The organism is Streptomyces sp. NPDC050508 (genome assembly GCF_040655155.1).
In the GTDB taxonomy this organism is placed as follows: domain Bacteria; phylum Actinomycetota; class Actinomycetes; order Streptomycetales; family Streptomycetaceae; genus Streptomyces.
Map to the genome: position 1 here is coordinate 1 of NZ_JBFAJJ010000002.1, position 25,472 is coordinate 25,472.

Below are 25,472 nucleotides of genomic sequence, written 5' to 3' on the forward strand. Positions count from 1 at the left end.
CCGGGTCAGGGCGTGCGTGATGTTGCCCCACTCGATGCGGGAGCCGAAGGGGTGCGCGGTGAACTGGCCCCGTCTCGATCGAGACGGGGCGCCGGTCGTAGGAGAAGGGGTGCCGGTGTCAGCCGGTGACGTCGAAGGTGGCGGCCTTGGACACGAACGTCGTGTCGCCGTCCTTGGCGGTCGCGAGCGCCGAGACGTACCAGGTGCCCTTGGCCGCGTCGGCCGCCTCCTTCTTGGTGACCTTGAACGTGTAGGTGCAGCGCGAGGTGTCGTCCGAGGTGCTCCTGCACGTGGCGGACTCGACGGACCGCAGGTCGGCCGCGGTCGGGTTCAGCTTCGAACTCGCGGGCCACGCAACGACCTTGAGGCCGCGGATGCCCGAGTTGTCACTGACGTCCACGGTGTAGGTGAAGGAGCCGGCACCGCTCGCGGACGGGGCGGTGTAGTGGGCCGAGCCCTTCTCCAGGGCCGGCTTCTCGGGGGCCGAGGCGGCCGATGCGGCGAGACCGCCGGCGACGACTCCGCCGACCGCGGCGACGCCGGCGAGGGAGAAGAGGAGAGCGCGCTTGGACATGGACATGGGAGATCCCCCTGGGTTGTGTGGGTGGTGTCGGGAGCGGCGGTCGACCGCTTCCCTCGATGTGATCGAGCCTATGAGCGGGGCCGGGCGCAGTCCTCGGGCTGAAGGACGGTCGCCGCGTCGAACCAGAGATAGAGAGGGCAGGACCGGGATCCCCCTTCAGCCTGAGTCGGTCCGTTCACCTGCGCCCATAGCCTTTGGATGTCATGAAACGAACCGACGACCGGCTGCTCCCGGTCCTGCTGATCTGCGCCCAGGCCCTGGTGTGGCCGGTGGCTCCACTGCTGCGCGGCACCGTGCCGACCGCGGCCGACCTGCTCGTGGCCGCCCTCGTCGGCGGATCGGTGACGGCCGCGCTCGCCCTGCGCCGCACCCGCCCGGTGATCACGCTCCTCGTGGTCGTCGTGGCCTGCGCGATGGGCGCGGGACCGCTGCCCGTCGGGGCGGTCGCGGTACTGGGGACCGCGGCCGTCGCGCTGGCCCTGTTCACTGTGGCGACCGAACGCGACACCTTCACCACCCTGCTCTGCGTGATCACGCTCGCCCTCTGGCAGCTGCTGCCGAGCGTCACCCTGAACGGCCTCAGTGACACCAACGGCCTCGACATCGTCCTGACCGCGCTGCTGTACGCCACCGCGTGCGGCGCGGGTCTGTTCGTACGCCGGACCCGTCGCGCCCGCCGAACCGCCGAACTCCTCCTGAACCGGGCCGAGACCGAGCGCCACCGGCTCCCGGCGACCGAACGGCGCCGCATGGAAAGGGAGTTGCACGACGTCAGCGCCCACCACCTCACCGCCGTGGTCGTCACCGCCGGCGCCGCGCTCGGCCTGCGCGAACGCCGTCCCGAACTCGCCGCCGAGGCACTGGAGTTCGCGACCGAGACCGGCCGCGAGGTCACCCGCGCACTCGGCGCGGTCCGCGCACCGGCACCCTCACGCGAGGAACTCCCCTCCCCCGAGGAGCGGTTGCACGCCCTGATCGCCGGCTTCCGCCGCCTCGACCAACCGGTCGACTTCGAGATCGACCCCCTCCCCGACGGCGCCGTCGCCGACGCGGCCTACGGCATCGTCCGCGAGGCCCTGACCAACGTGGCCCGCCACGCGCCGGGCGCGCGCACGACGGTGACCTGCCGCTACGGCGACACCCGCACCGACGTCGTGATCACCAGCGCGGCACCCCCGTCCGGTACGACGGCACACGGCGCGGGCCTGGGCGGCGGCCGCGGCCAGGGCTTCCTCCGCTCCCGGGCCCGGGAAGCGGGCGGCACCCTGACCACCGGCCCGACAGGGAACGGCGGTTGGGAGGTACGCGCGGTCCTGCCCGGCCGTACCGCGGCCCCGGTGGAACGATCCGTCCCGCCGAGCTACCGCGTCGCCCAGGTGGTCGCCGCGATCGGCCTGCTCGTACAGCCCCTGCTCCCGACACTGATCATCCGAACAGAGTCCGCACCGACCGGTTCCCACGTATCGGCAGGCGTCCTCTTCACCCTGCTGGCAGCGACCCAGGCGGTGGCCTTGCTGTGGCTGCGCAAGGCACCTACAGCTGTCCAACTGGCTTTGATCGGGCTGGCGTTGCTGTGGCCGATGGCGATGGAGGTGGGCGACTACACAGGCCCGGCACTGCTGCCACCAACACTGAGCATGGTCGCAACTTGCGTGGCGCTATGGGCTTTTAAGGGGCGCGGGGCTGTATCGATTTGCGGCTCCGCCGCGGGGCGCGACCAGCCCCCACCGGCTCGCACCTACCGACTACCTCAAGTCCCCATCTCTCTCTTTGCGTTCACAGCAACAGCCGCACACACCACCGCCCTGACCATCGCCGTCCTGCACCGAGGCACAACCCTCCCCACCTGGACCGTCGTCCTGCTCGCAACAGCCGGGGTGTCACTAACAATCACCGCCGCCCACCAGCTGGGAGCTCTCCGCAGCCGGCGCGACCAGGCAACCCACGGCGCCCATACAGAACAACTCGCCACCTGGACCGAGGAAGCCGTAAGAGACGCCTGGGCCGAACGCCGCCGTATCGCAGCAGGGCTCGAAACCACCGTGCTGGCCCGAACCGCCGACATGATCGCGGAAGCACAGGCAGGCAAGCTGGACGCGACAGCGACCCGCGCCCGTGAGGCCCTCGCCGCGATGCGCGCCCTGCTGGACGCGGTCCGCGACGGCGACACCGCACCCGACCTGCGCCCCCAGCCCACTCTCCAGGCCCTCGATCTGCTCGCCCACCAGTGCCGGGCCACGGGCCGTGACGTGGAGATACGGCTCACCGACCGGGTCCCGGAACGGCTGCCCACCGAAGTCGACCTGGCCGCCTACCACGTCGTAGAAACCCTGCTCGCGACCGGCGGCAACGAACCCGCCGTACTCGAACTCGACGCGGCCGACGGCACGTTGACGATCACGGCCACCGGCGTGCCACTCGCCACTGACACCACCGGCACCGCCCTACGGGACCGGCTGACGGCGCGGATCGCGCCGCTCGGCGGCACCCTGACGACCGGCCGCCCGCCGGGCACGGTCCACCTCCGGCTGCCTCTCACGGCGGTGCCGGACGACGAGGAGAGAGAACGATGAGCCTCAGGGTGCTGGTCGTCGACGACCAGGGCATCGTACGGGCGGGCTTCGCCGCCGTGATCGACGCCGAGGACGACATGACGGTCGTGGGGGAGGCCGCCGACGGGGTGACCGCGGTGGTTCTCGCGGCCGAACTGGCGCCCGACGTCGTCGTGATGGACGTACGGATGCCCGAACTGGACGGTATCGCCGCCACCCGGATCATCACCGGCAGGGAGAACGCGCCCCGGGTCCTGGTGCTGACCACCTTCGACCTCGACGCGTACGTCTTCGACGCGCTGCGCGCGGGAGCCTCCGGCTTCCTCCTCAAGGACGTGCACGCCTCCGAACTCCTGCACGGCATCCGGGTGGTGGCGAACGGCGAGAGCGTGCTCGCCCCGTCCGCGACCCGGCGGCTGATCGGCCACTACGCGTCCGGCGCGGGTACCGGTTTCCGGTCCGGTGCCGCGAACGGCCCGCGCGAGCTGGAGAGCCTCACCGGCAGCCAGCGCAACGTCCTCGCCCTGCTCGCCTCCGGCCTCAACAACGCGGAGATCGCTGCGGAGTTGGACATCACCGTCGGCACCGTCAAGTCCCATGTGAACGCCCTGCTCCGCAAACTCGGCCTGCGCGACCGCGTCCAGGCCACGATCCTCGCCTACGACCTCGGCATCACCCGCCCGAACCCGCCCGGCGCCGACCACCTCTGACCGTCCCACCCGAAGGAGCATCTCCCGTGACCGGTACCGACGCCCCCGCAGACCGTTCCCCTCTCCACCGACTGGGCCGGAACCTCCGTAGCCCCTTCGCCCTCGGCTACCTCCTGATCTGCGCGGCCCTGCTCGTCTGGGCGCTCGTCGTGACCGTCATGGACGACTCGGGCGAGTCCATGGCGGGCGTCGTCCCGCTGCTGGCCACCGCCCCGACCAGCCTCTTCTTCCTCGCCCTGCCGGGCGGCGCCCCGACGCTCGTCGTCTCCATGGTCCTCGGGGCACTCGTCAACGCCGCCGTCATCGGCTGGTGCGTCCGCGCACTGAGCCGCGGCAACCACCCGGATCCGACCCCCTGAGCCGGCCTCCAGAGCTCTGGGGAGGACTACGCTGTCCGTGAGGCCCTGGTCCCCGGTATCGATGCTGTGTCCAGCTCCCGGGGAGGTCCCTGCACATGCGCCGACTGGCCCAGCCGACCGCATCCCCCGAAGAGCAGCCGCTGTTGACGGGCGCACCCGTGGCGGGCGAGGCGGCCCTGCTGGCCGAGATCGCCGAACTCCGTGCGGAGAACGGGCAGTTGGCACTGGCCCTGGAGACCCGTGCGGTGATCGACCAGGCCCGCGGCATGGTGATGGCCCTGGCGCCGTGTTCCAGCGACCGGGCCTGGGACCTGCTGGTGGGGGTGTCGCAGCACTGCAACATCAAGCTCCGGGTCGTGGCGGCGGCACTGGTCGCCACGACGGAGGACAGGGCCCTCCCGGACCGGATCCAGCGGGAGTTGCGCCGTGCGCTGCGGCACCTGCACGCGGCGGGCCGAGCGTGAGCGGCACCTGCCGGACGGCACCGGGAGCTGTGGTTCCAACTCTCCGGTGCCTTCGTCCAGGACGGCCGTCGGACGCGTCTGCTGGGTAGCCCGGCCCGCGGAACCTAAACTATTCGGGTCGTTGGGTCCGGTCGTTGTGGGCCAGACCGTCCGGGTGGTCCTCCGTACGCTCACCGAGCGGAAGGACCAGTACACGTACGGTCGTTGCACCGGGCTCGCGCTCGATCCGCCCCACCTCCTGCCAGCCCCAGCCCTTGAGCGCGGCGCCGGTCCACCGGGCGGACTGGTCCACCAACGTGACGCCCAGGGAGGCCTGGTGGTCGGTGAGCAGGCGCTCCTGCATCCGGCGGGCGAGTCCGCGGGCGTGCTGGTGGGGATGGACGAGGGTCTCCAGGATCGCGAACACGTGCCCGGACGCGGTCAGTTGCTCCAGGTTCTGCGGCAACGGCCCGTCGAACCCCTGCCACCACGACCCGTCGCGCGGCACGGAGAAACCGCGGACGCACCCGGCCAGGGCCTCCGCCTCGGCGACGAGCATGTCGAATCCCGGCAGTTTCACGTCCTCCGCCAGCCGGGCCAGGAACTTCTGCCGGTCGTGGAACTCCTCGCCGGGCTCGGCGGCGGCGGTGGACTCCACGTACAGGTCCGCCAGATCCTCCCGCAGGCCCTCGGCCTGCCAGCGGTTCAGCCGGCGCAGCCGCACCGCGTCCGTGGCGTCCACGGCGCCCATGCCGGACGGCTCCGGGCCTTCGGGTTCGTGCGATTGCCGCGCGGTGCTCATGAGGCGCCTCGGTTCGGAAGACCAGGGAGGGAAAGATGGTCGGTGCGGCGCCGGGGACTGGGACGTCTCCACAGCAGCATAGCCTCGGATCGCCGTCGTGCCGGGGCCTGTTGGAGTCGCGGACACTCGCGGGAGTGCGCCGGTTTGAAAGCGGAGCGTCCGGGCACTCGTCCGGTGTGCTTCGGACCGGAGGCACCCCCGTGGGAGCGGTGTTCGCTGCTCCCCAGTGTGCTGCGGTCTGCCGACCCCCACGGCGAGTGACGCCCCGACGAGGGAAACACATGCCCACGCAGGTCGAACGTACCCGGAAGCCCCGCCCCGCCCTCCGCTCCTACGACGACACCCCGGACACCGCCGAGTCGTTCCGCCGTATCGCCGCCCTGCCGCCCGGTCCGGAGCGGTCGGCGTTGTGCCAGGAGGTGGTGGTGGCCTGGATGCCGATGGCCGTACGGCTGGCCCGGCGCTTCCGGCATCGCGGTGAGACCGCCGACGACCTCACCCAGGTCGCCCAACTCGGCCTGGTCAAGGCGGTGTCCCGGTTCGACCCGGGTCTCGGCAACGCCTTCCCCAGCTTCGCCATACCGACGATCCTCGGCGAGGTGAAGCGGCACTTCCGTGACGAACTCTGGGTCGTCCATGTCCCGCGCCGGGTACAGGAATTGCGCGGCCAGGTCCGTTCCGCCGACCACGAACTGAGTGCCACACGGGGCGGGACGCTCTCCGCCGTCCACGAGATCGCCACGCACACCGGACTGACCGAGGCCGAAGTAAGGCTGGGCCAGGGGGCGTTGGAGGCCTACACCGCCTGGTCCCTGGACGCCGCACCCGGCCATCCCACGGACAGCCACCCACTCACCGACACCCTCGGCGGCATCGAGCCCGCCTTCGACCTGATCGTCGACCGCGAGGCCCTGCGCCCCCTGTTGCGGGCACTGCCCGAACGCGAACGCGAGATCCTCTACATGCGGTTCTACTGCGAGATGACACAGGCCCGCATCGGTCTGCGGCTCGGCGTCTCCCAGATGCACGTCTCCCGCCTGATCAGCCGCACCTGTGCCCGCCTGAACGCCCAGGTGATGGCCGAACCGCGGGTCGTGAAGCGAACGGCGTGAGGGCTGCTGTCGAGGCTCTGCTACGACGGCTGGTGGCTCACTTCTCGGGTGTCCCGGCCCGGGCTCGTGGCGGGAGCGGTCCGCGTCCGCCGTCGCCGCCGGGGTCGCGCGGGTCGCCGGTGCCGGTCGTTCCGGCCCTGCTGCGCGCCTTGTTCGTGTCCGAGGGCGCCGGCTCTCGGACGGCCGGGCGGGGGTGGTCGTAGGGGAAGACGTCGATGCGCTCGTCGCGCTGGTTGCGGAGTCGGCGGATCAGGAACACGCCCGCGCCGACCACCGCCAGCAGCACCACCACGGTCACGAAGCTGCCCATGCCGCTCAACTCCCCTGTGCCGGAACCGTAGCCGGAGCCGGAAGGCGGGCCGCCTCGGCCATCAGGGCGGTCGCGGTCGAGGTGCGCGAGGGGTCGCTCGCGGCGGTCATCAGCCAGGCCGCCGTGGCGGGGTCCGTCTCCGGCGGGACGATCAGCAGGTCCCAGCGGGACGTGCGGTACGAGAGGAGGAGCAGCTGGTGCGGGTCCTGCTCGGCCAGGAACCAGCCCACCTTCACCACATGCCCGGCGACGGGCACCTTGCGCGGGAAGTCGGCCGGCCAGTGCGTGGGGTTCACCGTGACCCGCGTGATCCGCCCCCACAGCGGGTCGAGCGCGGCGACCAACGACGGCAGTTCCGCGGCCAGATCGCGGGAGCGGGGCCACCAGGCGCCGTCCAGCAGAGCCGGTGCCGAACCGAGGGGAGCCAGCGACATACGAAGAGGCGGGGCGGTGGACCGGTCCTCGGGTGTCGGGGCGTACGAAACGGGCGCAGTCATGACGCGAACCCTGCTCTGGGCCGGTCGCAACCGGCCCGGCGTATTCAATCGCCGAAAACGACACGGGCGTGGAGGCCGATGCGCGAAATACCCTCGGTAACTCCAGGGTACTCCTCAGGGCGTCGCCGCCCGCCTCCCCGGCGACGAGGGCAGCTCCTTCAGCAGCTCCCAGAGCGGCCGTGCGCCGCCCGCCCACTCCCCCAGCGTTCCGCGGTCGACGAGGTGCAGTTTCTGGGACTCGGCGAGCGGCGCGCACCCCGCCGTGAAGCGCCCGTTCGTCACCAGGACCACCACGTCCCCACCGTGCAGTTGCCGGCCGGTGCCGTTGAGCACATGCAGATCCGGGGTACCCACCGGCGCCCCCGCGGCCCCGTCCTGCCGGTGCTTGCACTGGATCACCCAGCGCCTGCCGAGGGGGTCGGTCGCCGTCACGTCCGCGCCGTTGTCCCCGGCCCCGCCCACCTGTACGGCGTCCGCACAGCCGTCACGCCGCAGCAGATCCCGTACGGCGAACTCGAAGTCCTCGTGGTGCAGTCCGTCCAGCCGGGGCAACGTGTAGCGCAGCCCCCGCACATGCACCCGCTCCCAGCGGGCACCCACCACCCACTGCGCGAGCCAGACACCACCGGCTCCACCCGCGACGGCGGCGAGCACGGCGAACAGCCACCAGTTCCCCAGCAGCCACTGCCCCACGGCGACACAGAGCGCGACGCCCGCGGCAGCCGCGACGGCGAGCAGCAACGGGCGGGGACTTTCGGGCCTGGTGAGGGTACGTACGCGTTTCGCGGACTTGGGACGCCGGGGAAGCCGTGGGGACGACATGGGCGACTTCGACAGCTTCGACGACTTCGTCGACTTCGGTCGTTTCGATGGCTTCGATGGCTTCGGAGACTGGGGGAACTTGGGGAACGTACGAATCCGCCGCACCGCCCGCGGCCGGACCGGCGCCCGGCGGCTCACCACCGCCCCCGGACTCGCGCACCGTAGTTCCTCATGTACGGATCGGTCCAAGGCACCGTAGCCCCCTAGGCGCTGCCGTCCGCGGCCGGTCCGACCGCTCAACAGGCTTCAGCGCAGGCACCTTTGACACTAAGTCAGGTCATCGTGCCCCCTGCGGGAGCGAGCCCTTTCCGGCCAGGCCGGGCATGGGCCCACGGGGCGGTACGACGTCAACGCGGCCCGTGGACAGTGCTTGCACCCCCTTGTCCACCCCGCACCCTCGCGGAACGACCCGAAGTCGGCCGAGAACGACCCGGCTGACGGCTCGGGCACCGCCCCAGCCGGTCGAGTGGTCGTCCGGGTCCTCGGTCGCGTACAGGGTGGGCCCGAGGCGCTCGGCCGTTATGCAGCGAGAAATCGGGAGATGTCGCGGAGCTCCGCGTCGAGGGCCACCGCGTCGACGCCCGGATCGCCGTCGAACGGTTCCAGGGCTACGGCACGTGTCCGGTCCCGGCGCCAGACTCCGCGGACCAGTCCGTCCACCACGATGGTGGGGCTGATCTGCCCGCCGCCCGGCCAGACCGCGTGCTCGTGCTCGGGCTCGACGGACAGCCGGCGATCCGTGAAACCCACCAGGTAGTTGTCGTAGGCCGGCAGCAGTCGGACGTCACCCGTCGGTTCCGGGCAAGGCGACGCGACGGCCGTCAGCGCGTAGTCGTCCAGGTCCCCGACGCGGCACGGTTCGATCAGACCTGCCCCGAGCAGTTCCCTCCACACGGAGCGGACGGCAGGCAGCCCGAGCCCCGACCAGGTGGCGAAGTCGGCCACCGTCGCCGGCCCGTGCGCCGCGAGGTACCTGGTCAGCAGCTCTCCGACCGCATCCGCACCGGACGGTCCGTCGGAGGCGGGCAGCCAGTCGTCCGCGAGCACATAGGTGGCGGAGCCGTCCTCCCGGATCGGACCGAAACAGACGGTACCGAGCAGAGCGGATCGGCGGACGAGATGGAACGGGACCTGCCCGGAGGCCTTGAGGCCCGCTTCGGTCATCCGCACCGCGAGTTCGTCCCGGGTCAGAGGACCGCCGGCGAGAGCCTCGGTGATCACCTGCTCCCCCAGCGCCAGTTCGCCCGGCCCGAGCCCCAGCTCCCGGTATCGGCGCTCGCTGCGCCGCAGCAGTTGCGGAGCGAGCAGTTCGCGCAGCCAGCCCGCGTCACCGGCCGGGACCAGATGCAGCGTGCCGCGCATGAACCAGCCCCGGACCACACTGCGCTCGACCCCGAGCGCCAGATACACATCAGCCTCGGTCAGCCCCGAGCCGCGCGCCCTGACCCCGAGCGCAGCCGCCCTGAGATCCTGCGCCTGTACCGCCAGGCACCGCTCCAGCACGGCGGACACGGACGCCGCGCGCCGACCGCCACCCACACCCTGCGACCACGCGCGAAGCAGTCTGGCCTGAGACGGGCTGAACTCCCGCATGATCTTCGCCCCCTCACGATCCCCATCACCGCGACAGTGTCTCGGCCGAGGCCGGGAACATCGACGTCGAGTTCACATGGGCCGGTCGGGACCCCCTTCACCGACGTGCACGGGCCGACTCCGGGACGTCCGGGGTGCGAGGGGCGCCAGGTCTTCTCGGTCGGCGCCGCCGTGCGCACCATGATCAGGAACGTCTTGAGGGTCGGGCCTCGTCCCGCACGGTTCCGGCTCGCGGACGGGTGATCGCAGGTTCCTCCGGGCAGCGCTCCGCCCGCGGGAACCCATGCGATCACCGTCGCCGTCACCTTGAGCCGACAGGCTGTGCCGCCCGCTCATCGTCGACGCCTGTGTTCTGCCGGCTACCTCACAGCCCGGCGCGACACAGCGTTCAGTACTGCTCGGTCAGTACTGCTCGGTCTCCACGAATCCCGAGTCCGTGTCGTGGGCGGCGAAGGCGTCGACCGCGGTGGTCGGGTCGAATCCGGGCGGGCTGTCCTTCAGGCCCAGGCCCAGACCGGCCAGCTTCGCCTTGACCTCGTCGATGGACTTCGCACCGAAGTTACGGATGTCCATCAAGTCGGCCTCGGAACGCGCCAGAAGCTCACCCACGGAGTGGACGCCCTCGCGCTTGAGGCAGTTGTACGACCGAACGGTGAGCTCCAGCTCCTCGATCGGCAACGCCAGGTCGGCGGCAAGGGCGGCGTCCGTCGGGGACGGGCCCATGTCGATGCCCTCGGCGTCGATGTTCAGCTCGCGGGCGAGACCGAACAGCTCCACCAGGGTCTTACCGGCCGACGCCATCGCGTCACGGGGACGCATGGCCTGCTTCGTCTCGACATCGACGATCAGCTTGTCGAAGTCGGTCCGCTGCTCGACACGCGTCGCCTCGACCTTGTACGTGACCTTCAGCACCGGCGAGTAGATCGAGTCGACCGGGATACGACCGATCTCCTGGCCCACCTGCTTGTTCTGCACGGCGGAGACGTAACCGCGACCGCGCTCGACGGTCAGCTCCATCTCCAGCTTGCCCTTGCCGTTCAGCGTGGCCAGGACCAGATCGGGGTTGTGCACCTCGACACCGGCCGGAGGCGCGATGTCAGCGGCGGTGACCAGACCCGGACCCTGCTTGCGCAGGTACATCACGACGGGCTCATCGTGCTCGCTGCTGACGACGAGCTGCTTGATGTTGAGGATCAGGTCGGTGACGTCCTCCTTGACGCCCGGCACGGTGGTGAACTCGTGCAGAACGCCGTCGATCCGGATGCTGGTCACAGCCGCACCGGGGATCGAGGAGAGGAGCGTACGACGCAGGGAATTGCCGAGGGTGTAGCCGAAACCCGGCTCCAGCGGCTCGATCACGAACCGGGAACGGAATTCGTCGACGACCTCTTCGGTCAGGGACGGACGCTGAGCAATCAGCATGCGGTGTTGCCTCCAGTGTTTGGCGCCCAGTATGTGACGCCGCAGACACCCCGAAGAGTACGGGCGATACGAGCGATACGGCTTCCGGAAAGGCCGAACCGCCCGACTCGGCCCGACTCCGCTCGTCTGCCTGCGCCGGACTCGTGGCGCGCCGAGGGCCGCAAGCCGATCAGGTTCACGTGCTGCTCGTGCGGCGCGGTCGGATCAGCCGCCCAGGGTATCCCGTCGACCGGTGAGGGTCGGAACCGGCCCTGGCATCGATCGACGCCTCACCTTCGAAACGGTCAACACCCCTTACGCAGCAGGCATGTTAACTCCGTGAAACCCGATGGAGTGAACTCTTATACGTCAGTTGACGGTGATAGCATTCCGCCGTCTGCGACCTTGATCCACTTTTGTTCAGGCCATCGAGTCTGAACGCGGTCATCTCTCCGCGTAGATCAGTCATGCAGTCCCCTGGACGGGTTGCGGATCCCTGCAAGGCGTACTCGACGACGCCTGCATGCCACGCGCCGGGAAAGGTTTCCATGACTCAAGACGTGCTTCTTTGGTGCCTGGTTGCGATAGCGGTGATAGCCGTAGCCGCAGTCGTCGCACTCGTACTCCGCAGCAGAGCCCTGGGGCGGAGGAAGAAGGAATCCGAGGCCGCGCTGGAAGCGCGGCTGCGGTACGCCCAGGGTGAACTCGACCGCGTTCAGGCCTCCTTGGTGAAGATGCGGGACGAGCAGGACGATGTCATCCGTGAGGCCGGGCAGGCCGCCGAGGAGAACACCAAGGCGGTCCTCAAGGGTGCCGCCCGCTTCCTGCAGAGCCTCGCGGCCGAGCAGACCACGCTGCTGGACGGGGTCCAGCGCGAGTACGGCGGCCACGCGGTCCTCTCCGACCTGATGGACATCACCCACGCCAACGCCCAGATGGCCCGCAAGGCGCAGGGCATCGCCGTCATGTGCGGCGCGCCGCTGGGCCGCCGTAACCAGCCCGCCAGCGTCTACGACGTCGTCCGCAGCGCCCAGAGCCAGATCCGCAACTTCCAGCGGGTCGAGATCATGCAGCCCAGCGGCATCGCGCTGAAGGCCTCCGCGGTCGCGCCGGTCGCCCTGGCCGTCGCCGAACTCCTCGACAACGCGGCCAGCTTCTCCCAGGCGGACGCACCGATCGAGGTCACGTTCCGCCAGGCCCAGAAGAACCTGTGCATCGTGATCGACGACGCAGGCGTCGGCATGGGCGACGAGGACCGGCAGCGGGCGAGCACGCAGTTGTCCGGAGAGGGCCTCCCCCGGCTGTCCCAGCTGGGCACCCAGCCGAAGTTCGGTTTCCCCGTCATCGGTCTGATCGCCCGTCAGCACGGCTTCACGGTGGATGTCACCGGTGTCTCCCGGTACGGCGGCGTGCGGGCCGTCGTACTCCTGCCCGAGGAGCTGTGGACCATGGAGGAGACCCTGCCGCCGGCCACCGAGGCGCCCGTGAGCAGCATCCGGCCGATGGACACCGGGAGGTCGGCGCGTACGGCGGGCGGCCTGCCGAAGCGTGGAGCCCGTATGTCACCCACCGGTGTCACCAACGGTGCGGAGCAGACGCCCCGGCGAAGTGCCCGGCGCGGTGCCGGCAGTCTGGCGGCCCTGCAGCGGGGTACGCAGTCCGCGCGTGACACGGCCTCCTTCGACACCCAGACGCCCGGAGGGTCCGAAAACGCATGACTACAGGAGACCTGTCCTGGATGGTCCAGGACATCGTGGACAACGTGCCGAGAGCACGGCACGCAGTGGTGCTGTCCGCGGACGGCATACCGCGCGGGTCCACCGACGACCTGACCGGCCAGGACGTGCGGACCATCTCCGCCGCCATGGCGGGAATGCAGTCGCTCAGCCGGGCCACCGCCCACTTCGCCGGACTGGCCCGGGACCGGCAGTGGATCCAGACGGTCATCGAGTTCCAGCACGGCTGGGTGTTCCTGATCGGGGCCGGGCAGGGCGCCTACCTGGCCGCCGCCGCGGAGCCCGACGTCGACATGGAGCAGCTCTCGTTCCGTATGAACCGGCTGGTCTCCCGGCTGGGCAACAACCTCACGGCGCCGCCGCGGGTGACCGCCGGTGACGCGGACCGGACCGGGGACGCCTCCTCGGCACTGCGGGACGCGGAGGGCGGCGGGGTCTTCCTGCTCGCGGAGCTGGACAAGGCGGTCGCGTCGGTGCCGGGCGCCCTGCACGCGCTGCTGCTCGGCGCGGACGGTCTGCCGCGCGGGGCCAGCTCGGGGATCGGCAGGAACCTCGCGGACACGATCTCGGCGGCCATGACGGGCATCCACGCCTACAGCCGGGCGACCGCGCCGTTCGCGGGCGGGCAGCAGGACGACGAATGGCTGCAGACGGTCATCGAGTTCGAGCACGGCTGGGTGTTCCTGATCGCGGCCGGCGAGGGCGCCTTCCTCGCGGCAGCCGCCGAACACACCTGTGACATCGAGGAGTTCACCGTACGGCTGGGCGACACGATGCCGGCGCTGACCGCCGGGTCGGCCCCGCGGGGAGGAAGGACGGGCGATGAGTGACGAACTGGACGGCGAGCTGGAGCTGACGGCTCCATTAGTCCCACTCTTCGTCATCGCGCAGGGCCGCGCGCTGCCACGGGAGAGCGAGTACGAGCACACCACGATCATCACCGCCCAGGACGGTGCCGTAGCGGCTGCTCGGACGCTGGCCCCGGAGGCCCGCACGGTCATGGACCTGATCGCGGACGGATTCCTCTCGGTCGCCGAGGTCGCCGCCCACACCCGGCTGCCCCTGGGCATCGTCCGCATCCTGCTGGCGCAGATGGCCGAGGACGGTCTGATCCATGTGCGCAATCCGGTGCCCCATGCCGAACGCCACGACCCCGTCCTGCTGACCGCCGTGCTCGACGGCCTGATGCGAATTCGAACCGGAGCGTAGTCCCGTGTATCTGGATCCCGACGTCTCCCGCTCCGTGAAGATCCTGGTCGTGGGCCACTTCGCGGTCGGGAAGACCACGTACATCGGAAGTGTCTCCGAGATAGAACCGCTCCAGACCGAGGAGGAGATCACCGAAGCCAGCGAGGGTCTCGACGACCTCTCCGAGACCCCGGACAAGACGACCACGACCGTGGCGATGGACTTCGGGCGGCTCACCCTGGGCGAGGACCTGGTCCTCTACATCTTCGGAACTCCCGGGCAGGAACGCTTCAAACAGATGTGGGAGGGGCTGTCCCGGGGAGCGCTGGGGGCGCTGGTCCTGGCGGACCCCGAGCGGCTGGAGGAGTCGTTCCCCGTCCTCGACCTGGTCGAGGCGTTCGGCCTGCCCTACGTCATCGGCGTCAACACGTTCGAGGGGAAGCACCAGTTCCCGCTGTCCGAAGTGTGCGAGGCGCTCAACATCTCCGACGAGACCCCGGTCATCCACTGCGACGTCCGTGACCAGGACTCCTCGATGCAGGCACTCATCACGCTCGTGAAGCACCTCTTGTCCTCACTCGCCTAGGAGCCAGCATGCAACAGCCCTTCGACACGGCCGGGGCACCGGCCGGTTGCCCCGCGCACGGCAACGTCCCGCTGTACGGGTCCAACTTCGGCTCCGACCCCGAGAGCATGTACGCCCAGCTGCGCACGCTGGGGCCCAGCGCCCCGGTCGACATCGCACCGGACGTCGAGGTCGAGCTGGTGACCAGTTACGACGCCAGTCTGTACATCCTGCAGAACCCGACCCTGTTCGTGCGGGACTCGCGCCGCTGGAACGCCCTGAACCAAGGGACCGTACCCGCGGACAGCCCGGCCCTGCCCATGATGGGCTACCGGCCCAACGCCCTGTTCAGCGACGGCGCGGCACACGCCCGGCTGCGGCAGGCGGTCACGGACAGTCTCGCGACCGTCGACCAGAGCCGGATCGTGCGGCTGACGCAGCAGTCGGCCGACTACCTGATCAGCCAGTTCAGCTCCGAGGCCATGGGGCAGGCGGAGTTGATGTCCGCCTACGCCCAGCCGCTGCCGCTGCTGGTCTTCGGTGAGCTGTTCGGCTGCCCGCCCGAGCTCGGCGACCGCGTGATCGCCGGGATCACCGGGATCTTCCAGGGCACCCCGGGTGCCGACGAGACCCTGGGGGGCGCGCTCGCCGAACTGATCGCCCTCAAGCGCCGGCAGCCCGGCGAGGACCTCACCACCCGGCTGATGGTGCACTCCTCCCGGCTGACCGACGAGGAGGTGCTGCACCAGCTGGTGACCCTGCTCTCCGGCGGGACCGCGCCCCTGGCGGCCTCGATCGGCACCAGCGCCGCGCTGTACCTCAGCGACGACTGGCCGAGCGGCCTGCCGGTCGAGGACGCGGTCGTGAAGACCCTGTGGAACTACGCGCCGATCGCCAACTACGCGGCCCACTACCCCACGCAGGACGTCGAGTTGGGCGACCGGACGCTCCACACGGGCGACCCGGTCCTGATCTCTTTCGCGGCCGCCAACACCGACCCCAAGCTGACCGCACACCGCGAACAGCTCAGCTCCAAGGCCCACTTGGCCTTCGGCGCCGGCCCGCACGCGTGCCCCGCCAAGGACCCGGCGTTCATGATCGCGGCCACGGCCGTCGAGTCCCTCCTCAACCGGCTGCCCGACGTCGAGATGCGCGTCCCCTTCAAGGAACTCGCCTGGGTGCCGGCGCCGTGGAGCCGCCAGCTGGTGACCGTGCCCATCCGGTACACCCCCCGCACCGTGCCGTCCGCGACCAGGGCCCGGCCGGCGCGGCCGGCGTCCGGCCAGCTCGCGCCGTCGCCCGCCGCCATGCCGCAGCAGGCCATGGGCGGTCGGCCGTCGCACGCCGCTCCGCGGCCCAAGGGCGGGATGTTCAGCCGCTTCCGGGCCTGGGTGAATGGCGAGTGACGTAAGTAACCCTACGAAAGCACTGTGTTATTGGATGGTTCAAGCACCCCACGGGTACGGATGGCGGCTGGCAGAGAGGAGCCACCATCGTGGGAAGCGTCACGACTCCGTCCACGGACCGTCGGGCCACCATCTCCCTGTTCTCCCGTCTTCGGACGGCCGACGGACAGGCCGATCCCTTCCCCATCTACGCAGAACTCAGGGCGCGCGGCGCAGTCAGCCCCGCGCCCTGGGGCGGTCACCTCGTGACCAGCTACGGCACCTGCGATCAGGTACTGCGCAACGGCGTGTGGCTCGAACCGGACACCGACTGGCGGGCACGACAAGGCGCCCGCACCCGCTGGAGCGCCCCCTCCGCACGGGAGATCAGCCGGACCATGCCGGCGCTCAACCCTCCGGAGCACACCAGGGTGCGCCGGTCGGCCGGTTCCTTCGACCGCTCCACCATCGAACAGATCGGCCGCCGGGTGAGCCAGGTCGTCGACCGGCTGCTCGACACTCTGCACGAGCGCCTGCACGCGGGAGAGGCCGACTTCTCGGCCCTGGTGAGCGAGGAACTCCCGGTCGCCACCATCGGCGACTGGCTCGGGCTGCCCAGCGCGGACTGGCCCCGGCTGCGTGAACTGACCCACGACCAGGTCTTCACCCAGGAGCTGCTCCCGAACGCCAGCCAACTGGCCCGTTCCGACGCCGCCATGGTGGAACTGCGCGCCTACTTCCTGGAGTTGATCCGCGACCGGCGCGGACACCCCGGGGACGATCCCGTCTCCCGGTGGATCCGCACCTGGGACGAGCTCGAACCGGACCGGGACAAGGCCGACGAGGCCGTCTACTTCCTCGCCCTGTTCGTTCTGCTGGCCGCCCTGGAGACGACCTCGACACTGCTGTCGACGATGACTCTCCTGCTGGTCGAGGACCCCGACCGCTGGAGTCTGCTCGCCGAACACCCGGACCTGGTACCCGAGTTCGTCGAAGAGACTCTTCGCTACGACCCTCCCACCCATGTCATCAGCCGGGTCGCCTCCCAGGACTGCCTCCTGGAGGGCACCGAGGTCCGGGCCGGGGAGATGGCCCACCTCATGGTGGGCGCCGCCCACCGCGACCCCGCCCGGTTCACCGGCCCGGACTCCTTTTCCCCCCAGCGCAAGCCGACCCACCTGGCCTTCAGTGGAGGCATCCACTACTGCCTGGGCGCCCCTCTGGCCCGGCTGGAGGCGCAGACCCTGCTCAGCCGCATGATCGCCCGCCTGCCGAGACTCACCCTGGTCCGCCGCCCCGTGCAGGCACCTCGGGTGGCGTTCAGGCGACTCCTCAACCTGGACGTTTCACTGACATGAACCCGCCAATAACCCCCAGTGCTGCGGCGCCCACCCCCGTCTGGGAGGCAGTGGACCCTGCGGAGACCGCACCTCCCGCTGCCGCCGCCGTGGGCCTCACCCGGACCGGGTCCGTCCTCCACGTACAGCTCAATCCCTCAGCTCAGGACGACGACGTCCTGAACTCCGCCGTCCTGGACGCGCTCATCGCCGTCCTCGACGGCCTCCACGAACAGCCGGACATCCAGATCCTGGTGCTCTCCTCCCTGGGCAAGGACTTCTGTCTGGGAGCGGACCGCCGGGAGTACCAGGACGCTCTGGCCGGCGATCCGACCGGGACCGCGCTGCGGCGCATCGCGGACAAGGCCCACCGCCTGTGCCAGGCACTGGAGAACACCCACGCCGTCACCATCGCCCGGCTCCACGGCAAGGTCATCGGAGCCGGCCTCGCGCTCGCCGTCCACTGCGATCTGCGCGCGGGGGCGGACACCTGCCGCTTCCGCATGCCGGAGATCGGCCTCGGACTCGCCCCCGCCTGGGGCGGCGCCATGGGACGTCTGATCACGGAGGCCGGTGCCGCCCGGATCCGCGAACTCATGCTCACCTGCGACGAGTTCGACGCCCCTACGGCCCACCGCCTCGGGCTCCTCCACAAGTTCGCGCCCCTCGACCAGTTGGACGCCACCATCACCGCTTGGACCAGACCCCTCGCCCGGCGTTCCCCACAGGCACTGGTCCTGACCAAACACATGCTCGCCGGCTACACGAAAGCCGCCCGCACAACCGATGCCACCCTGCTCGACTCCCACCTCCTAGCCGCCCAACTCGCCCAACCCCGCTGACCGGCACGGCGGGGAGACTCAGAACGGCCTGATGGAGGGTGTCGGTGACGGTCATTCCAACGGAATACGACAGTCACCGGCCCCCGGCGGGAGAGCCGGCCGAGGAAGGCACGGGTGCCGTCGGCGGAGTCGGCGCGGATGTTCCGGAGGCGAGAGCCACTCCGCCTGCCGCCTCAGTACTGTGACTTCGCATGACCGACGTCGAGATCGAGATCACCGCAGACCTGGTCCGCGACCTGCTGGCGGAGCAACATCCAGACCTTGCAGGGCTGGGCATCCGCGAGGTGGCGGGCGGCTGGGGCAACCAAATGTGGCGCCTCGGGGACGAGTTGGCCGTACGCATGCAGCGCATGGACCCCACCCCGGAACTCCAGCTCAAGGAGCGACGGTGGCTACCCGTGCTGGCCCCGCGCCTGCCGCTGCCGGTGCCGACCCCGGTGCGGTTCGGCGAACCGTCCGAGCGCTTCCCCAAGCACTGGACCGTGATGACGTGGGTTCCCGGCGAACCGCTGGACCACGGCTCGATCAGCCGCGGCGCCCACGCGGCCGACACGCTGGCGGGTTTCCTCCGGGCGCTCCATGTGGAGGCGCCCACCGACGCGCCGATCGCTACGGATCGCGGTGCCCATCCCAGGAACTGCACGGACGGCTTCGAGCACTTCTTCCAGGCCGTTGCCCTCGACGACATCACTGCCGACGTCCGGGCCGTCTGGGACGACGCGGTTGCGGCCCCCGAGTGGGAGGGCCCGCCGGTGTGGGTGCACGGCGACCTCCATCCCGCGAACGTCGTCGTCTCGGACGGCACGCTCTCGGGCATCGTCGACTTCGGTGACATGTTCGCCGGCGATCCGGCGTGGGACCTCGCCGCCGCCTGGGTGCTGCTGCCCGCGGGCACGGCCTCACGGTTCTTCGACAAGTACGCGCATGCGGACGACGCGACGATCCGGCGCGCCCGCGGACTTGCCGCCATGAAGAGCCTCTTCCTGATGCTCATGGGGCAGAACGGAGACCGCGGCCTTCCCGGCGGCAAGCCGAACTGGGGACCTGTGGGCCGGGCGGCACTCGACCGTGTTCTGAAGGGCGTTTGACGCACGCTTCTTCGAACCCGTTCTCGATCTTGAGTGAGGTCCGTATCGAGGTCCACGGCTGCTATGGGCAGCTTCCTCATGGTCCATGCCCACCCGCAGGCGACAAAAGCAAAAGCCCCAGGTCACGGCGGTCGCCGGGAAGCTCGTCAGACATGCTCCCCGGCGATCGCCGCTGTCCGGAAGGTCAGGAGGAGAGATCCCGCTGTTCCCTGATCCTGCCGCCGGCGTTCCGCGAGAGGCACCTGTCCCGGCGGCCTCAGGATGAGCTTGCGCGTGGGACACCCTGAGTGGTCATCGGGAACGTGTGGCGCAAGGTGCTTGAGGGTCCGTTGGTCATGATCCTTGTCACGCCGGCGTGCGTTGACCATGGCTCTGCTACGCGCGTAACTTGGCGCGCGAGCGCCCCGCCGAGCACCCACAGGCAGCCCTAGACCAGGCTTCCGTGCCGGTGGGGTGGCCGGTCGGGTCGTGAAACTCACCGGTCAGGGAAGACCAGTTCCCCGCTCGATGACGCCGCAGTGATCCTGCCCTGGCGTCATGAAGCAGGGGGATTGAAATGCACAGACCAATACAGGCCGATATGGATGGCGGCGGTGGGCGAGATGCTCCCTGTCGCGTTCGCCCCGGGTGCCCCGCAGGCTTCCGCCGCGCAGACCAGCGCCGCGCAGACCTTCGCCGCACCGCCCGAGGGTTTCACCCGAGAGGGCTTCTCCGGCCCCGCCGCCACCTGTGTCCAGGGGCGTGAACGGCACCGCGGAGGGAAGGCGGAATGCCTACCTCCGCCATCGGGAACTCCCTCTGACTCCTTTCGTTTACCTCTATGTGAAAAAGCAACGGGGGATTCTATGACCACGAATCTGACCATCGGCGAGCAGATCGTGCTGCTCGCGCTGGACGAAAAGACCGGCGAGCTGCGCGAGGCGCCGCTGCGGGTGTCCCTGGCGACTTCGGCCGCCGCCCTGCTGGAGCTGGAGCTTCCCGGAACACCGGTGAGCCCTGCGGCTGCGGCCATGGACGAGCACAAGCGGAACCACCCCGAGGAGACGCCTCGGGAGTGGCTGCTGGCAGTGCGGGAGGCGGCGCTCGACGCGGCGTACCAGGGGCTCCTGGAGAAGGGGCTCGTACGGGAGGAGGGGCGGCGGGTGCTCGGCGTGTTCGGATCGGTGAAACACCCGGTCACAGACCCCTCGGAGCCGGCAGCGCTGCGCGGACGGCTGACCTCCGTCCTCGCCGAGGGCCAGGACCCCGACGAGCGCACGGCCGCGCTGCTCACCGTCCTCCACCACTCGGGCCTGAAGGCCGTCCTGCCGCAGGGTCCCGCTCTCGATGATCGACTGACCGCGATCACCGAAGGACAGGGCCAGGCCGCGGCACTGGGGGACACCATCCGCACCACAGTCGCCGCTCTCACCGCGGTCATCGCTGCGTCCGCTTTTTAGGACATTCACGGGGGGAAACAGTCTTGAGTGTCTCCGTGCACCAAACGCTTTTGCCAGAACATTCGGAACAACCGGAAACCGGCGAGGACATCGAAAGCGTCGGACGACTGCTGGACCAGCGGCTCAGGAAACTGCATGCGGAACAGCAGGAAATCCTGTCGTTCGGCTATTCGTTGATCCGCCAGTCCCTCCTGCGGCATCCCACCGGACAGCCCCGGGAAGACGACCGGAGCATGTGCGACTGGGCCGTGGACCTCACGTCCCAGGCCCGGCGCGAAGTCCTGACGATGCAGCCGGAACGGACCCTGACACCGGAGGGAATTCTCACCGCGCGCCGCGTAGGCCTGACCTGCCTGCGGCGCGGGGTGGCGATGAAGGTCCTGCTCCAGAGACGGGCCCTGGAGAACGAGGCGACGTCCGCGCTCTTCGCCGAGCTGATCCGGCACGGCGCACAGGTCCGCCTCCTCGACGGCGAGTTCCAACGGGTGCTGATCGCCGACCGGGAGACCGCCCTCATCCAGACGGAGCGGGACACCGCACCGGGTGGGGCGCTCGTGGAGCAGGGGGCGCGGGCCGAGGTCCTGCTGTCGTTCTTCGACCTCTGCTGGTCGAAGGCGCTGGACGCCTCGACGCTGCTCGATCCCGTCCTGCTGGACGGCACGCATCTGAAAGTGCTCCAAGCCATGTCGCGCGCCGACAAGGACGAGGTCGGCGCGCGTGAACTCGGCATCTCCGTCCGCACCTACCGGGGGCGGGTCGCGGAGCTGCTGAGACGCCTCCAGGCCACCACCCGCTTTCAAGCGGCCCTAAGGGCGAAGGAGTTGGGCCTGATCTGAACTCGCAGCTCGCCCGCCGGGCCCGTCCTCGGCCAGGTCCCTCACCAGCCGCAGCACACGCGGCTGGACCGAGGGCACCAACCGAGCGGCCCGGTGGGCGTGTTCGGTGCGGGAGCAGAGGAGGTTGCGGGCGAGGGCGTACCGGCCCCGGTCCGGGACCAGCACGAGTTCCTCGAAGAGCTTCACGTCGCCGGAGACCACGCGCCGGATCTCGTCGTCGAGGTCCCCGTCCCAGTCGAGGGGGCGGACCAGCGCGCCGGAGTCGTCCATCCGCCGGTACCAGTCCCTCATGTCCGCCGACACGGCCGCGCGGAACGACTCGTCGTGCCGGCCGGACCGGAGTTCACACAGCAGCCCGTGGGCGGTTCGCGCGTCGTCGAGCACGACCAGGGGCAGACGGTGGGGGCGCGGCATCCGGTTCCTACGGGTGCCGACGTCCATCAGGAGGGCCGCGGTCGGTTCGACGACGGTCCGGAACGTGTACCCCGCGTCGGCCACCCGCAGCCACAGGTCCCAGTCCTCCAGGCCCGCACCGCCGCGCCAGCCCCCGACCCGCTCCACGACAGCGCGCCGGTGTGCCGCCCTCGACGGCTCGAACATCGGCCCCAGCAACTGGAGTTGGGGGTGCCAGAAGGCAGACAGCGGGGCGAACTCGGCGGCTTCCGCGCCGTCCGCGTCGTGGTAGGTGCAGCCCGTCACCGCGAAGTCCGCGCCCGCCCGCAACATGCCGAGCAGGGCCTTGAGGTGGCCGGGGCGCCAGAGGTCGTCGTGGTCGAGGTAGGCGATGAACTCACCTCGGGCCAGGGCGAGTCCGGCGTTGCGGGGGCCGCTGGGGTGGCCGCTGCGCTCGACGCGGTGGAGTCGGACGCGGGGGTCCTGGTGCGCGGCACGCAGTACCCAGTCGTCGGTGTCGTCGTCGGAGCCGTCGGAGAGGACGAGCAGTTCCCAGCCCTGGAGGGTCTGGGCGCGGACGGAGTCGATGGTTTCGGTGATCTTCGCCGATCGGTTGTAGGTCGGGCAGATCACCGAAAACAGCGGCGCCACAACGTCGTTCACAGGAACGCCAGCCGGTCCGCAGCAGCGTCTCGCGCCAGCAGCACGCCCGCCGCCCCCGTCGCCAGGTCCGTCGTCAGGCGGACGTTCTCCAGGCCCAGGTACGCGGGAGCACCCTCGTGGGGAACCTCGTACAGGCGGGCCGTGGCGGCGTAGCGCTCGACGGCGGCGGCCTGCGCCGGTCCGGCCAGCCGGGTGGCCGTCAGGAGGACGCCCGCGAAGCCATGGAAGAGGCCCACAGTGTGAGGGACGCAGTCCAGGGCCGACCGCAGGACGGTCTCGCAGGCCGACTCGTACTGCGGCTCGGGGCGCCGGCCGAGGTACTCCCGTAGGACCGTGGCGGTGCCGCCGCTGCCCGCCGCGAACGTGGGCCGCGTGCCGGCGGAGCCCGCCGTCCAGCCGTCGTCCGTCCAGCCGAGGGCGCGCAGATCGGCGTCCAGGAGGTCGTGGGCGGCGTCGAGGAGGCCGGCGTCGGGGGTGTGGGCGTGCAGGCGCAGCAGGAGCAGCGCGGTGCCGGCCCTGCCGCGCAGCAGACCGGCCTCGCCTCGCCGGGGCGGACGGGTCGCCGCGCTCTCGACGAGATGTTCCGCGAGGAGGGTGGCCTGCTTGAAAGCGTTGTCGTCGCCGGTGGCGCGCGCGAAGTACAGGTGGGCGAGGGCGAGTCCGGCACGGCCGTCGAGGAGGGTGTCGTTCGCGGGTTCCGCCGCGGAAGCCTCCTTCAGGAGGGCCGCCGCGGTGTCGGTGCGGCCGAGGTGGTGGAGGACGCAGGCGACACCGGACGTGCCGGTGTAGAGGCCGGGGGACGGGTCGGTGGTCCGGCGCGCGGACTCCGCCAGCCAATCGACGTGCTCGGCGGGAATCTCCGTCCCCGTCTCGGCGAGGGTCCAGAGGACTCCGGCAGCTCCGTATGCGAGGCAGGTGCCGCCCTCCCGGAGGATGAACTGGGCGGTGTCGCCGGGGTAGAGGCGTTCCTGGCGGGTGGGGGTGGCGGTGGAGAGGATGCCGGCGCCGACGGCCATGGCGGGTGTGCCGGTGTCGACGGCTGACGCGAGCGTGCCGGTGCCGACGGCCGTGGCGAGTGTGCCGGTGGCGACCGGGGCCGTGGCGAGCGTGCCGGTGCCGCCCGCCGTGGCGGGTGTGCCGGTGCCGGCCGGGGCCGTGGCGAGGGCGTCGGTGTCGACTGCTGACGCGAGAGCGCCGGTGCCGACGGCCGTGGCGAGCCTGCCGGTGCCGGCCGGGGCCGTGGGCCTCTCGCCGGGTGCCGGGTCCTGCGCGCCGGCGCCGAGGTCGACGCGGGCCTTCGCGCCGCCCCCCTCGGACACCGCGCCCACCACACCCGTCCCCAGATCCCCGCCGCCCCTCGCGGTCTCCCCCTCGGACACCGCGCCCACCACACCCGCGCCCAGATCCGCGCGCACCTTCTCCCCGAAGTCCCCCGGCACCGGATACCGCGACTCGATCAGCTCGATCAGCTGGTCCAGCTTCTCGGGACCCCACGCCAACAGACTGGTCAGCGGTGTGAACAGGGCGATCCGGAGGCACCCCAGTGCGTACCGGTCGATCGCCGTGCCCCGGTACGTCGGGGGCGCGGCAAATCCCGGCGCCGCGTGGATCTGGCGGGCCGTGAAGTCCGTCGACGCCGTCTCCAGGTCGATGAACGCGACGGAGTCGTCAGGGCGGACCATGACGTTGCCGGGATGGAGGTCGCCGAAGACCACACCCCGTTCGTGCATGGCCCGCACGCCCTGGTCGATCTGGTCGAGGACGTCGACAGCCCACCGCGTGTACGCCGCCGTCCGCTCCACATCGACCTCCGGAGACGCCGGGTTGTCCCGAGTCGTCCGCACCGCGAGCGTCTCCCCCTCCACGAACTCCCGGACGAGGAAGTGGTGTTCGTGCCCCACACGAGCCTCGATCAGGCGAGGTACCCAGGGAAGTCCGGCGAGCCGCTCCAGGCAGTCCCGCTCGCGCCGGAGCCGGGCGACGGCGTCCTCGCCCTGCGTGTCGATGCCGGCGAGCGGTCGCGCCTCCCGCAGCAGGACGGGCGCACCGGTACGCGTGTCGGTCCCCCGGTACACGCCCCCACCGTTGGAGAAGTGCAGGGCACGCTCGGCGCGGTAGGGGAAGTCGTGCAGCGTCCCCGCGTTGCGCGCCTCCAGCGCCTCCGTCAGGCAGTCGGGAATCGTCACCCACTCCGGGGGCCTGAAGGAAGGCCCGCGCACGTCCGGTACCGGCCGACCCTCCGGGTCCTCGATACAGGGAACGCTCTCCCCGTTCGCCGTCTTCATCATGCGCGCGACGAACCCGCCGTACCGCACGTAGAGCGGACCGGAACGCCACCGCAGGTCGCTGAGGATGTAGGGCCCGCGCTCGCCGTCGAGGATCCCGCCCAGTTCATCCAGAACGAGAGCCAGGCGCGTCTCGTCCTCGGGATAGACGGTGATGAACTTACCGCTGGCCCCCCGGTCCCCGTACTTGCCGTTGCGGCGCAACAGCACCTGCCTGCTGCGGATGAACTTGAACGCCATGCGCTGCTCGACCAGCCACTCCCAGGACCGGGCGAGGACGCTCCGCGCGTTCTCCGACGTCGCCGACACGTGGACTTTCCAGCCCTGCGCGGGCAGTTGACAGCCGTGCGGGGTGAGCATCGTCCAGTCGGTGCCGGTGTTGCAGGACCAGTCGGCGGGCGCCGCGGAAGCGAGGAAGTCGTCGTCCGGGTCGGAGGTGTCGGCCTCGGTCCGGTCGAAGAAGGGGGTGCCGGGCGCCAGGAACATCACACGCCGATACGCATCCATGACAGGTCAACCGCTTTCGGGAGT

The 25,472-nt window shown here is 70.5% G+C and carries 24 protein-coding genes; 15 read left to right on the plus strand and 9 right to left on the minus strand.

Annotated elements, in window-relative coordinates; all coding sequences use genetic code 11:
• Positions 1-118: 118 nt before the first annotated feature.
• Positions 119-580, minus strand: a complete 462-nt coding sequence (locus AB0I69_RS05105) for a DUF5707 domain-containing protein (RefSeq protein ID WP_363094181.1) — start codon at positions 578-580, stop codon at positions 119-121.
• A 206-nt stretch (positions 581-786) separates the two neighbouring features.
• On the opposite strand from AB0I69_RS05105, the gene AB0I69_RS05110 reads away from it, so the two are divergent.
• The 4 genes from AB0I69_RS05110 to AB0I69_RS05125 all read left to right on the plus strand — a co-directional run bounded on the left by AB0I69_RS05110 (position 787) and on the right by AB0I69_RS05125 (position 4,668).
• Positions 787-3,156, plus strand: coding sequence for a histidine kinase (locus AB0I69_RS05110; protein WP_363094182.1), 2,370 nt, complete (start codon positions 787-789; stop codon positions 3,154-3,156).
• Complete coding sequence (locus AB0I69_RS05115) at positions 3,153-3,845, plus strand: response regulator transcription factor (protein WP_363094183.1); 693 nt, start codon at positions 3,153-3,155, stop codon at positions 3,843-3,845. Before AB0I69_RS05110 ends, AB0I69_RS05115 begins: the two co-directional genes overlap by 4 nt.
• A gap of 26 nt (positions 3,846-3,871) precedes the next feature.
• A complete protein-coding gene (locus AB0I69_RS05120; protein ID WP_363094184.1) occupies positions 3,872-4,204 on the plus strand; it encodes a hypothetical protein in 333 nt (110 codons plus the stop codon).
• Positions 4,205-4,299: 95 nt separating this feature from the next.
• A complete protein-coding gene (locus AB0I69_RS05125; protein ID WP_363094185.1) occupies positions 4,300-4,668 on the plus strand; it encodes an ANTAR domain-containing protein in 369 nt (122 codons plus the stop codon).
• 109 nt (positions 4,669-4,777) lie between these two features.
• Here AB0I69_RS05125 and AB0I69_RS05130 read toward each other — a convergent pair whose 3' ends face one another.
• Positions 4,778-5,449 (minus strand): hypothetical protein, encoded by a 672-nt coding sequence (locus AB0I69_RS05130; RefSeq protein ID WP_363094186.1) that lies wholly within the window; start codon positions 5,447-5,449, stop codon positions 4,778-4,780.
• Positions 5,450-5,730: 281 nt separating this feature from the next.
• Here AB0I69_RS05130 and AB0I69_RS05135 point away from each other — a divergent pair, with 281 nt between their 5' ends.
• Complete coding sequence (locus AB0I69_RS05135) at positions 5,731-6,561, plus strand: SigB/SigF/SigG family RNA polymerase sigma factor (RefSeq protein ID WP_363094187.1); 831 nt, start codon at positions 5,731-5,733, stop codon at positions 6,559-6,561.
• 37 nt (positions 6,562-6,598) lie between these two features.
• On the opposite strand, the gene AB0I69_RS05140 is transcribed toward AB0I69_RS05135, so the two are convergent.
• The 5 genes from AB0I69_RS05140 to AB0I69_RS05160 form a co-directional block, all read right to left on the minus strand.
• The gene (locus AB0I69_RS05140; protein ID WP_363094189.1) at positions 6,599-6,871 is read right to left on the minus strand and encodes a hypothetical protein; all 273 of its coding nucleotides are present in this window, start codon (positions 6,869-6,871) and stop codon (positions 6,599-6,601) included.
• Between the two features lie 5 nt (positions 6,872-6,876).
• The gene (locus tag AB0I69_RS05145) at positions 6,877-7,368 is read right to left on the minus strand and encodes a DUF5994 family protein (protein WP_363094190.1); all 492 of its coding nucleotides are present in this window, start codon (positions 7,366-7,368) and stop codon (positions 6,877-6,879) included.
• 114 nt (positions 7,369-7,482) lie between these two features.
• Entirely contained in the window at positions 7,483-8,109 is a 627-nt protein-coding gene (locus tag AB0I69_RS05150; RefSeq protein WP_363094191.1) for a restriction endonuclease, read from the minus strand.
• Positions 8,110-8,709: 600 nt separating this feature from the next.
• On the minus strand, positions 8,710-9,783 hold the full coding sequence (locus AB0I69_RS05155; protein WP_363094192.1) for a winged helix DNA-binding domain-containing protein: 1,074 nt from the start codon (positions 9,781-9,783) through the stop codon (positions 8,710-8,712).
• 402 nt (positions 9,784-10,185) lie between these two features.
• Positions 10,186-11,205: a DNA-directed RNA polymerase subunit alpha gene (locus tag AB0I69_RS05160; RefSeq protein WP_363094193.1), complete on the minus strand. Its 1,020-nt coding sequence runs from the start codon at positions 11,203-11,205 to the stop codon at positions 10,186-10,188.
• A gap of 527 nt (positions 11,206-11,732) precedes the next feature.
• Here AB0I69_RS05160 and AB0I69_RS05165 point away from each other — a divergent pair.
• From AB0I69_RS05165 to AB0I69_RS05210, 10 genes are all read left to right on the plus strand, one after another.
• Positions 11,733-12,902, plus strand: a complete 1,170-nt coding sequence (locus tag AB0I69_RS05165; RefSeq protein WP_363094194.1) for an ATP-binding protein — start codon at positions 11,733-11,735, stop codon at positions 12,900-12,902.
• 20 nt (positions 12,903-12,922) lie between these two features.
• Positions 12,923-13,750: a roadblock/LC7 domain-containing protein gene (locus AB0I69_RS05170; RefSeq protein WP_363094994.1), complete on the plus strand. Its 828-nt coding sequence runs from the start codon at positions 12,923-12,925 to the stop codon at positions 13,748-13,750.
• Positions 13,743-14,129 carry a DUF742 domain-containing protein gene (locus AB0I69_RS05175; protein ID WP_019055714.1) on the plus strand — a complete coding sequence of 129 codons (387 nt, stop codon included), beginning with the start codon at positions 13,743-13,745 and terminating at the stop codon, positions 14,127-14,129. Before AB0I69_RS05170 ends, AB0I69_RS05175 begins: the two co-directional genes overlap by 8 nt.
• 4 nt (positions 14,130-14,133) lie before the next feature.
• Positions 14,134-14,694 carry an ATP/GTP-binding protein gene (locus tag AB0I69_RS05180; protein WP_363094195.1) on the plus strand — a complete coding sequence of 187 codons (561 nt, stop codon included), beginning with the start codon at positions 14,134-14,136 and terminating at the stop codon, positions 14,692-14,694.
• Between the two features lie 8 nt (positions 14,695-14,702).
• Positions 14,703-16,079 carry a cytochrome P450 gene (locus AB0I69_RS05185; protein WP_363094196.1) on the plus strand — a complete coding sequence of 459 codons (1,377 nt, stop codon included), beginning with the start codon at positions 14,703-14,705 and terminating at the stop codon, positions 16,077-16,079.
• An 89-nt stretch (positions 16,080-16,168) separates the two neighbouring features.
• On the plus strand, positions 16,169-17,416 hold the full coding sequence (locus tag AB0I69_RS05190; protein ID WP_363094197.1) for a cytochrome P450: 1,248 nt from the start codon (positions 16,169-16,171) through the stop codon (positions 17,414-17,416).
• Positions 17,413-18,237, plus strand: coding sequence for an enoyl-CoA hydratase/isomerase family protein (locus AB0I69_RS05195; protein WP_363094198.1), 825 nt, complete (start codon positions 17,413-17,415; stop codon positions 18,235-18,237). The genes AB0I69_RS05190 and AB0I69_RS05195 overlap by 4 nt, the downstream gene beginning before the upstream one ends.
• A gap of 191 nt (positions 18,238-18,428) precedes the next feature.
• Positions 18,429-19,325: an aminoglycoside phosphotransferase family protein gene (locus AB0I69_RS05200; RefSeq protein ID WP_363094199.1), complete on the plus strand. Its 897-nt coding sequence runs from the start codon at positions 18,429-18,431 to the stop codon at positions 19,323-19,325.
• Between the two features lie 845 nt (positions 19,326-20,170).
• On the plus strand, positions 20,171-20,764 hold the full coding sequence (locus tag AB0I69_RS05205; RefSeq protein ID WP_363094200.1) for a GPP34 family phosphoprotein: 594 nt from the start codon (positions 20,171-20,173) through the stop codon (positions 20,762-20,764).
• 50 nt (positions 20,765-20,814) lie between these two features.
• On the plus strand, positions 20,815-21,600 hold the full coding sequence (locus tag AB0I69_RS05210) for a hypothetical protein (protein ID WP_363094201.1): 786 nt from the start codon (positions 20,815-20,817) through the stop codon (positions 21,598-21,600).
• Here AB0I69_RS05210 and AB0I69_RS05215 read toward each other — a convergent pair.
• Both AB0I69_RS05215 and lanKC read right to left on the minus strand, forming a co-directional pair.
• Positions 21,571-22,656, minus strand: coding sequence for a glycosyltransferase (locus AB0I69_RS05215; protein WP_363094202.1), 1,086 nt, complete (start codon positions 22,654-22,656; stop codon positions 21,571-21,573). The genes AB0I69_RS05210 and AB0I69_RS05215 overlap by 30 nt on opposite strands.
• The gene (gene lanKC / locus AB0I69_RS05220) at positions 22,653-25,448 is read right to left on the minus strand and encodes a class III lanthionine synthetase LanKC (RefSeq protein WP_363094204.1); all 2,796 of its coding nucleotides are present in this window, start codon (positions 25,446-25,448) and stop codon (positions 22,653-22,655) included. The genes AB0I69_RS05215 and lanKC overlap by 4 nt, the downstream gene beginning before the upstream one ends.
• Positions 25,449-25,472: the final 24 nt, after the last annotated feature.